Source organism: Mesorhizobium sp. M5C.F.Ca.IN.020.29.1.1, from assembly GCF_003997375.1.
GTDB lineage: Bacteria > Pseudomonadota > Alphaproteobacteria > Rhizobiales > Rhizobiaceae > Mesorhizobium > Mesorhizobium wenxiniae.
The window spans coordinates 1-7511 of record NZ_RZSW01000304.1 but is presented as its reverse complement, the minus strand read 5'-3'; the positions used below and the strand labels follow the sequence as shown (position 1 = coordinate 7511).

General features: G+C 63.5%; 6 protein-coding genes and 1 pseudogene. 4 read left to right on the top strand and 3 right to left on the bottom strand.

What is annotated here, in order from left to right:
• The 4 genes and pseudogenes from EOA85_RS22065 to EOA85_RS22050 all read left to right on the top strand — a co-directional run.
• A partial coding sequence (locus EOA85_RS22065) for an ABC transporter ATP-binding protein (protein WP_164759798.1) occupies window positions 1-503 on the top strand: 503 nt, incomplete at its 5' end.
• 79 nt (window positions 504-582) lie between these two features.
• Window positions 583-1548 carry an ABC transporter permease gene (locus EOA85_RS22060; protein ID WP_127211163.1) on the top strand — a complete coding sequence of 322 codons (966 nt, stop codon included), beginning with the start codon at window positions 583-585 and terminating at the stop codon, window positions 1546-1548.
• Complete coding sequence (locus tag EOA85_RS22055; protein ID WP_127211162.1) at window positions 1538-2353, top strand: ABC transporter permease; 816 nt, start codon at window positions 1538-1540, stop codon at window positions 2351-2353. The genes EOA85_RS22060 and EOA85_RS22055 overlap by 11 nt, the downstream gene beginning before the upstream one ends.
• A gap of 29 nt (window positions 2354-2382) precedes the next feature.
• Window positions 2383-3807: pseudogene (locus tag EOA85_RS22050) on the top strand (gamma-aminobutyraldehyde dehydrogenase); the annotation flags it as partial.
• 701 nt (window positions 3808-4508) lie between these two features.
• Here the strand turns inward: EOA85_RS22050 and EOA85_RS22040 are convergent.
• The 3 genes from EOA85_RS22040 to fdhF form a co-directional block, all read right to left on the bottom strand.
• Window positions 4509-4826, bottom strand: coding sequence for a formate dehydrogenase subunit delta (locus EOA85_RS22040; RefSeq protein WP_127211161.1), 318 nt, complete (start codon window positions 4824-4826; stop codon window positions 4509-4511).
• A complete protein-coding gene (gene fdhD, locus EOA85_RS22035; protein WP_127211160.1) occupies window positions 4816-5646 on the bottom strand; it encodes a formate dehydrogenase accessory sulfurtransferase FdhD in 831 nt (276 codons plus the stop codon). The genes EOA85_RS22040 and fdhD overlap by 11 nt, the downstream gene beginning before the upstream one ends.
• A gap of 2 nt (window positions 5647-5648) precedes the next feature.
• Window positions 5649-7511 (bottom strand): formate dehydrogenase subunit alpha (gene fdhF, locus EOA85_RS22030; protein WP_127211159.1); only part of this gene is annotated, 1863 nt, incomplete at its 5' end.

Sequence of the window (7511 nt, the reverse complement as noted above, 5' to 3'; positions counted from 1 at the left end):
ACCTCAAACTGCGCGAGAACATGCAGGAGGAGCTGAAGTCGCTGCAGAAGGCGCTCGGCATCACCTTCGTCTTCGTCACCCACGACCAGGGCGAGGCGCTGTCGATGGCCGATCGCGTCGCCGTCTTCAACGACGGCAAGATCATGCAGATCGGCACGCCGGAGGACATCTACCAGCGTCCGAAGACGCGCTTCGTCGCCGATTTCGTCGGCTCGTCCAATGTGCTGCCGCCGGATTTCGTCCAGCGTTATTCCGGCCAGCATCGCTGGGGCAGCCTGCGCCCTGAATCCATTCGCATCGGGCGGGCGGCGAAGGGCGATGGCGTTGCCGCTCGTCTCGTCTCGACCAATTATCTCGGCGCCACGACCAGACTGGCGCTCGACGCCGACGGCTTGCGCCTGCACGCGATCGTGCCGGCCGGTGCCGCCTTGCCGAAGGACGGTGAGGCGGTCGTGCTCACCTTCAACCGCGAGCATTTGCATCTTATGGACGAGCCGGCATGATGGCGCTTTCGGCAACTGTCGCTAATAGCCAAGGCAAGGCGCTTCATGGCGCGAAGGAACGCAACCGGTCGAAGAAGCCATGACTCTGACCGCTGCCCAGGCAAAACCTGCCCCAGCCCTCCTTCCTCGCGCGCGCGGCTTGCGCGGCGCGCTGTCGGACCTGTTCTGGCGCAGGCCCAAGCTCCTGCTGCTGTTGATGCTGCTGCCGCCGGTGCTGTGGCTCGGCATCGTCTATATCGGCTCGCTGTTCGCACTGCTCTTGCAAAGTTTTTTCTCGATCGACGAATTCTCCGGCCTCATCAACCGTGAATTCACGCTGAAGACCTATGGCGATCTGCTGCAGCCCGCAAATCTCGACATCATCTTGCGCACGGTGACGATGGCGGCCCTGGTCACGTTCGCCTCCGCGATCATCGCCTTTCCCACCGCCTATTACGCGGCGCGCTATGCGCGCGGCCGCTGGAAGGCGCTGTTCTATCTCGGCATCATGCTGCCGCTGTGGTCGAGCTATCTGGTCAAGATTTACGCCTGGAAGCTCATCCTCGCCAAGGAAGGCATCCTCACCTGGCTGCTCGCAAAGCTGCATCTTCTATGGCTGCTCGATGCCTGGCTGTCGCTGCCGATCGTCGGCGGTAATTCCCTGTCGGTGTCGTCCACCGGCACCTTCATCGTCTTCGTCTACGTCTGGCTGCCCTTCATGATCCTGCCGGTGCAGGCGGCACTCGAGCGCGTGCCCGGCAATCTGGTCGAGGCCTCGTCCGATCTCGGGGCCTCTCCCGGCCAGACCTTCCGCAACGTGCTGTTCCCGCTGGCGCTCCCGGGCATCGTCGCCGGCTCGATCTTCACCTTCTCGCTGACGCTCGGAGATTACATCATCCCGCAGATCATCGGCACCTCGCGGCTGTTCATCGGCCAGGCCGTCTATTCGCAGCAGGGCACCGCCGGCAACATCCCGCTCGCCGCCGCCTTCACCGTGGTGCCCATCGTCATCATGGGCTTCTACCTCTGGGGCGCCAAGCGCATGGGGGCCTTCGATGCGCTCTGATGGCTCACCATCCGCTCCTCTCGGCCTGAAGATCGCCGCTGCCTGCGGCTTGCTGTTCCTGCATCTGCCGATATTCCTGATCTTCATCTATGCCTTCACGACCGAGGAAAGGAGCTTCGCCTGGCCGCCGCCGGGGCTGACGACGCAATGGTTCGCCGTCACCTGGAACCGCCCGGACGTGTGGCAGTCGCTGTCGCTGTCGGTGCGTGTCGCCGCTATCTCGACGCTCGTCGCCCTGGTCCTCGGCACGCTCTGCGCGGCCGCCGTGTCGCGAACACGGTTCTTTGGCCGCGAAACCATCTCGCTGCTGGTCATCCTGCCGATTGCGCTGCCCGGCATCATCACCGGCATCGCGCTGCGTTCAGCCTTTTCGCTGGCCGAGATTCCGTTCTCGTTCTGGACGATCGTGCTCGGCCACGCCACCTTCTGCGTCGTCGTTGTCTACAACAACGCTGTCGCCCGCTTTCGCCGCACCTCCGGCTCGATGATCGAGGCATCGATGGACCTTGGCGCCGACGGCTTCCAGACCTTCCGCCATGTCGTGCTGCCCAACATCGCCACCGCCCTGCTCGCCGGCGGCATGCTTGCCTTCGCGCTGTCGTTCGACGAGGTCATCGTCACCACCTTCACCGCCGGCCAGCAGCAGACGCTGCCGATTTGGATGCTGGAAGAGCTGATCCGTCCGCGCCAGCGCCCGGTCACCAATGTCGTCGCCATGGTCGTCGTGCTGGTGACGCTGCTGCCCATCCTCGTCGCCTATTACCTCACCCGCGACGGCGACCAGATCGCCGGTTCGGGCAAATGACGTCAAGAATCCATAAGGGAGAGACTTCCATGGACACCAAGATGCTGATCGGCTCGAAATTCGAGAAGGGCACCGAAACCGAGGAACCAATCCTCAATCCGAAGACCGGGGCGACCATCCTCAACCTGCCCGAAGCGAGCCAGGCGCAGATCGAGGCAGCGGTGCTGGCGGCCGAAAGGGCCTTCGTCACCTGGTCGCGCACCACACCGGCGCAGCGCTCCGGTTATCTCCTAAAAATCGCCGATCGCATCGAGGCCGCGGCACAAGATTTCGCTGCCCTCGAGGCGCTCAATTGTGGCAAGCCAATCAATGCCGTGCTCAACGACGAGATCCCGGCGATCGTCGACTGTTACCGCTTCTTTGCCGGCGCTGTCCGCTCGATGCCCGGCCAGATCGCCGGCGAATACATCCCCGGTCACACTTCTATGGTCCGCCGCGATGCCATCGGCGTCGTCGCCTCGATCGCGCCATGGAACTATCCGCTGATGATGATGGCCTGGAAGCTGGCGCCGGCGATTGCCGGCGGCAACACCGTCGTCTTCAAGCCGTCGGAGCAGACGCCGCTGACCTCGCTGAAGCTGGCGAAGATCCTCGCTGAAATCCTGCCGGAAGGTGTCGTCAACGTTGTGCTCGGCCGCGGCGACAGCGTCGGCAACACGCTGATCAACCACCCGAAAGTCAACATGATTTCGATCACCGGCGACGTCGCCACCGGCAAGAAGGTGCTGCAGGCAGCAGCCAAATCGGTCAAGCGCACGCATCTCGAACTCGGCGGCAAGGCGCCGGTTATCGTCTTCGAAGATGCCGACCTCGGCGCGGTGATCAATGGCCTGCGCGCCTTCGGCTACTACAATGCCGGCCAGGACTGCACTGCCGCCTGCCGCATCTATGCCGGCAAGAAGATCTACGACAAGCTCGTCGCCGACCTTTCCTCCGCCGTCTCGACCATCAAATACAACCGCTCCGACGACACCGAGAACGAGATCGGGCCGCTCATCTCACGTCGCCAGCGCGACCGCGTCTCGAGCTTCGTCGAGCGCGCCTCGGAACTGAAGCACATCGAGATCACCACCGGCGGCAAGCCGGGCGAGGGCTCCGGCTTCTTCTACCAGCCAACCGTCGTCGCCGGCGCGCTGCAGGAAGACGAGATCGTGCGCCGCGAAGTATTCGGGCCGGTTGTCTCCGTTACCCGCTTTTCCGAGGTCGACGAGGCGGTGAACTGGGCCAATGACAGCGACTATGGCCTCGCGTCCTCGGTGTGGACCAAGGATGTCTCGCGCGCCATGGCGACAGCCGCTCGGTTGCAATATGGCTGCACCTGGATCAACACCCATTTTATGCTGACCAATGAGATGCCGCATGGCGGGCTGAAACAGTCCGGCTACGGCAAGGACATGTCACTATATGCCTTGGAAGACTACACGGCCGTCCGCCATGTGATGGTTGCGCACGGTAGTCTCCCTTCTCCCCGTCGACGGCCAGGATGTTGCCGCGGGCGGCCTGGGCGGCGAGCTGCATCGTCACGCGCGCGGTCAGCCCGTTGGCCGCCCGCGCGATTCAATCTCGCCAACATGCACGCCCTGCGCGTTGGCCACGCCGATCCCCTGTGCCGCATCACGCAGCGCCACCGCGCAGCGTATGGCGCGCGCTGGTCCGTCGAAGCGCGACATCATCATCTCGCCATGCGTCCCTGCAGTGCGGCCGCCATGGTGCCCAACCAGCAGCCGCCAAGTCTCCTGGAAGGTGCCGCGTTTGTCGAGCAGGATCAGCCGCGAGAAGGCTGAAAGCCGCTTCAGCAGCCGGCTGTAGCCTTCGTCTTCCCAGTGCAGGTCGAGATTGGAAATGAAGCCCGGCACGAAAACGAGATCGAATGAACCCTGGCCGACCACCTGATAGGCGATCGCACGTTATCCCTATGGGCATATCTGGTCTCGATCGGCCTCACGCAACGACCCCGCCCGGCCAGACGATTTCGTCAACCATGGCAGAGCCAAGCCGTTTGCGGCAGCCAAACTTTAGAGGACTGGAATATAGGACCCTTTGGCGGCTCCTAGTGCATGTCGCGCAAAAGTGCGCAGCGGTTTTGCGATAACGACATGCGCCAAAAACAAGAACTTAAAGCGCGTCGCATGAATCCGTTCAAATGCGACGGGCTTTAGGCTATTTCAGCGGGCCGCGCTTCGGCCTGCGTAGGCTGGGTGTAGCCAAGGCTCATGTCAGCCTGCTCGGGCGTCTTTGGTCGCTTGATCCTGGCCGAAGCGGCCACCACGAGCTCGTCGAAATTCTCGGTGCCGCTGTCCAGCATCTCGAAGAACTGCTGCCGCATCCTCGGCTCCCAGAACTTGTTGATGTGCTCGGCCACGCCGGCAATGCCTTCTTCGCGCGGTTTGGAATGGAAAAAGGCCGCGATCTGGTTGGCCATGCGCACCAACTTTTCCCTGGTGCTGGTGATGTGGTCTTCGTCATGCGACATGCTTGGCAACTCCGCAAACCACCCGGTCAGGGTGGGTGAAAATATCGAAATCATCGCCGCGCACCAGCGCCACCAGCGTCATTCCGGCGGTCTCGGCCGTGCGGATGGCAAGGGCGGTCGGCGCCGAAACGGCGATGATGATGGCAGCACCGATGGCGGCCGTCTTCTGCACCATCTCCACCGAGACACGCGACGTCACCACGACCGCGCCCGACGCACCTGAGATACCGGCTTTCGCCAGCGCACCGGCGAGTTTGTCCAGGGCGTTGTGGCGGCCGACATCCTCGCGCGCCATGACGATGCCCTTGCCGGGCGCGTAGAAGCCGGCGGCATGTACCGCTCCGGTCTCCGTGTGCAGCGGCTGCACCTTCAACAAGAGCTTGGCCGAGCGGGTGATGTCCTCGACACTAAGCGTAATCTTGGACGAACCGACCGCGTCGACCGAACGCATCGCTTCCTCGATCGACTCGATACCGCATAGCCCACAGCCGACGGGGCCGGCGAGCCGTCTGCGCCGCGCCTGGAAGCGCGTGTTGGCCCGGTCCTTCAACCGGATCTGGATGTCGATCCCGGCGCCGAGATACTCGACCTCGATCGCCTCGATCTCTTCTGGCGCAGCGATAATGCCCTCGGTGAGCGAGAAGCCGAGCGCGAAATCTTCGAAGTCGGCCGGGCTCGCCATCATCACCGCATGCGTGGTGCCGGCGAAGGAGAACGCCACCGGCGTCTCTTCCGGCACCATGCGGTTGGCGGCCGCAGTGCCGCTGGCGCGGTGTGCCAGCCGCGATATCTGCGTCGTTGCTTTGCGGCGCACGGCCAAGACTACTCCGCCGCTTCCAGCGGGGCGATGCGCCGGCTCTGGCGGGCCTGCTCGTTATAGTCCCTCTGCCAGTCGGTCGGGCCATTGGACGGCGTCACCTGCACGGCGGTGACCTTGTATTCCGGACAGTTGGTTGCCCAGTCCGAGAAGTCGGTCGTGATCACATTCGCCTGCGTGTCTGGGTGATGGAAGGTCGTATAGACGACGCCCGGCGACACCCGGTCGGTGATCAGCGCGCGCAGCGTCGTCTCGCCGGAACGGCTCGCCAGCCGCACCCAGTCGCCTTCGCGGATGCCGCGGTTCTCGGCGTCGTGCGCATGGATCTCCAGCCGGTCCTCGGCGTGCCACATCACATTCTCGGTGCGCCTCGTCTGGGCGCCGACATTGTACTGCGACAGGATCCGGCCCGTAGTGAGCAGCAGCGGATAACGCGGCCCGGTCCTTTCATCCGTCGCCACGTATTCGGTGCGGATGAACTTACCCTTGCCGCGCACGAAACCATCGACATGCATGATCGGGGTGCCGAGCGGCGCCTTCTCGTTGCAGGGCCACTGCACCGATCCGACACGGTCGAGCAGCTCGAAGGAGACGTTGGCGAAGCTTGGCGTCGTCTTGGCGATTTCGTCCATGATCTCGGAAGGATGCTGGTAGTTCCAGTCCAGCCCGATCGCGCGGGCAAGCTCCTGCGTCGCCTCCCAGTCGGCGTAGCGCGCCTTTGGCTCCAGAACCTTGCGCACCATGTTGATGCGGCGCTCGGCATTGGTGAAGCTGCCGTCCTTCTCGAGGAAGGTCGAGCCCGGCAGGAACACATGCGCGTAGTTCGCGGTCTCGTTGAGGAAGAGATCGTGCACGACGACGCATTCCATCGCGGCAAGACCGCCCGCGACATGCTTGGTATCAGGGTCGGACTGCAGAATGTCCTCGCCCTGGATGTAGATGCCCTTGAAGGTACCGTCGACGGCGGCGTCCAGCATGTTGGGGATGCGCAGGCCGGGCTCGTCGTCGAGTTTCACGCCCCAAAGGCTCTCATAGATGTCGCGCACGGCTTCGCCGGAGATGTGGCGATAGCCCGGCAGCTCATGCGGGAAGGAACCCATGTCGCATGAGCCCTGCACATTGTTCTGGCCGCGCAGCGGGTTCACGCCGACGCCCGGCCGGCCGATATTGCCTGTGGCCATGGCGAGGTTGGCGATCGCCATCACCGTGGTCGAACCCTGGCTGTGTTCTGTCACACCGAGGCCGTAATAGATCGCGCCATTGCCGCCGGTGGCATAGAGACGTGCCGCACCACGGATCAGCTCGGGATCGACGCCGGACAATCTGCCGACGGTTTCTGGGCTGTTTTCCGGCAAGGCGACGAAAGAAGCCCAGTCCTGGAATTCCGCCCAATCGCAGCGTTCGCGGATGAAGGCTTCGTCGAAAAGACCTTCGGTAACGATGACATGCGCCAGCGCTGTCAGCACTGCCACATTGGTGCCGGGCTTCAGCGGCAGGTGATAGGCCGCTTCGATATGTGCCGACTTGACCATCTCGGTGCGACGCGGATCGAGCACGATCAGCTTGGCGCCCTGGCGCAGCCGCTTCTTCAGCCGCGAGGCGAACACTGGATGGGCGGAAGCGGGATTGGCGCCGATGATGACGGCGACGTCAGTGTAATCGACGGAGTCGAAATCCTGCGTGCCGGCCGAGGTGCCATAGGTCTGGCCGAGCCCGTAGCCGGTTGGCGAATGGCAGACGCGCGCGCAGGTATCGACATTGTTGTTGCGGAAGCCTTGCCGCACCAGCTTCTGAACGAGATAGGTTTCCTCGTTCGTGCAACGCGAGGAGGTGATACCGCCGATCGCGGTGCGTCTATACTGGTACTG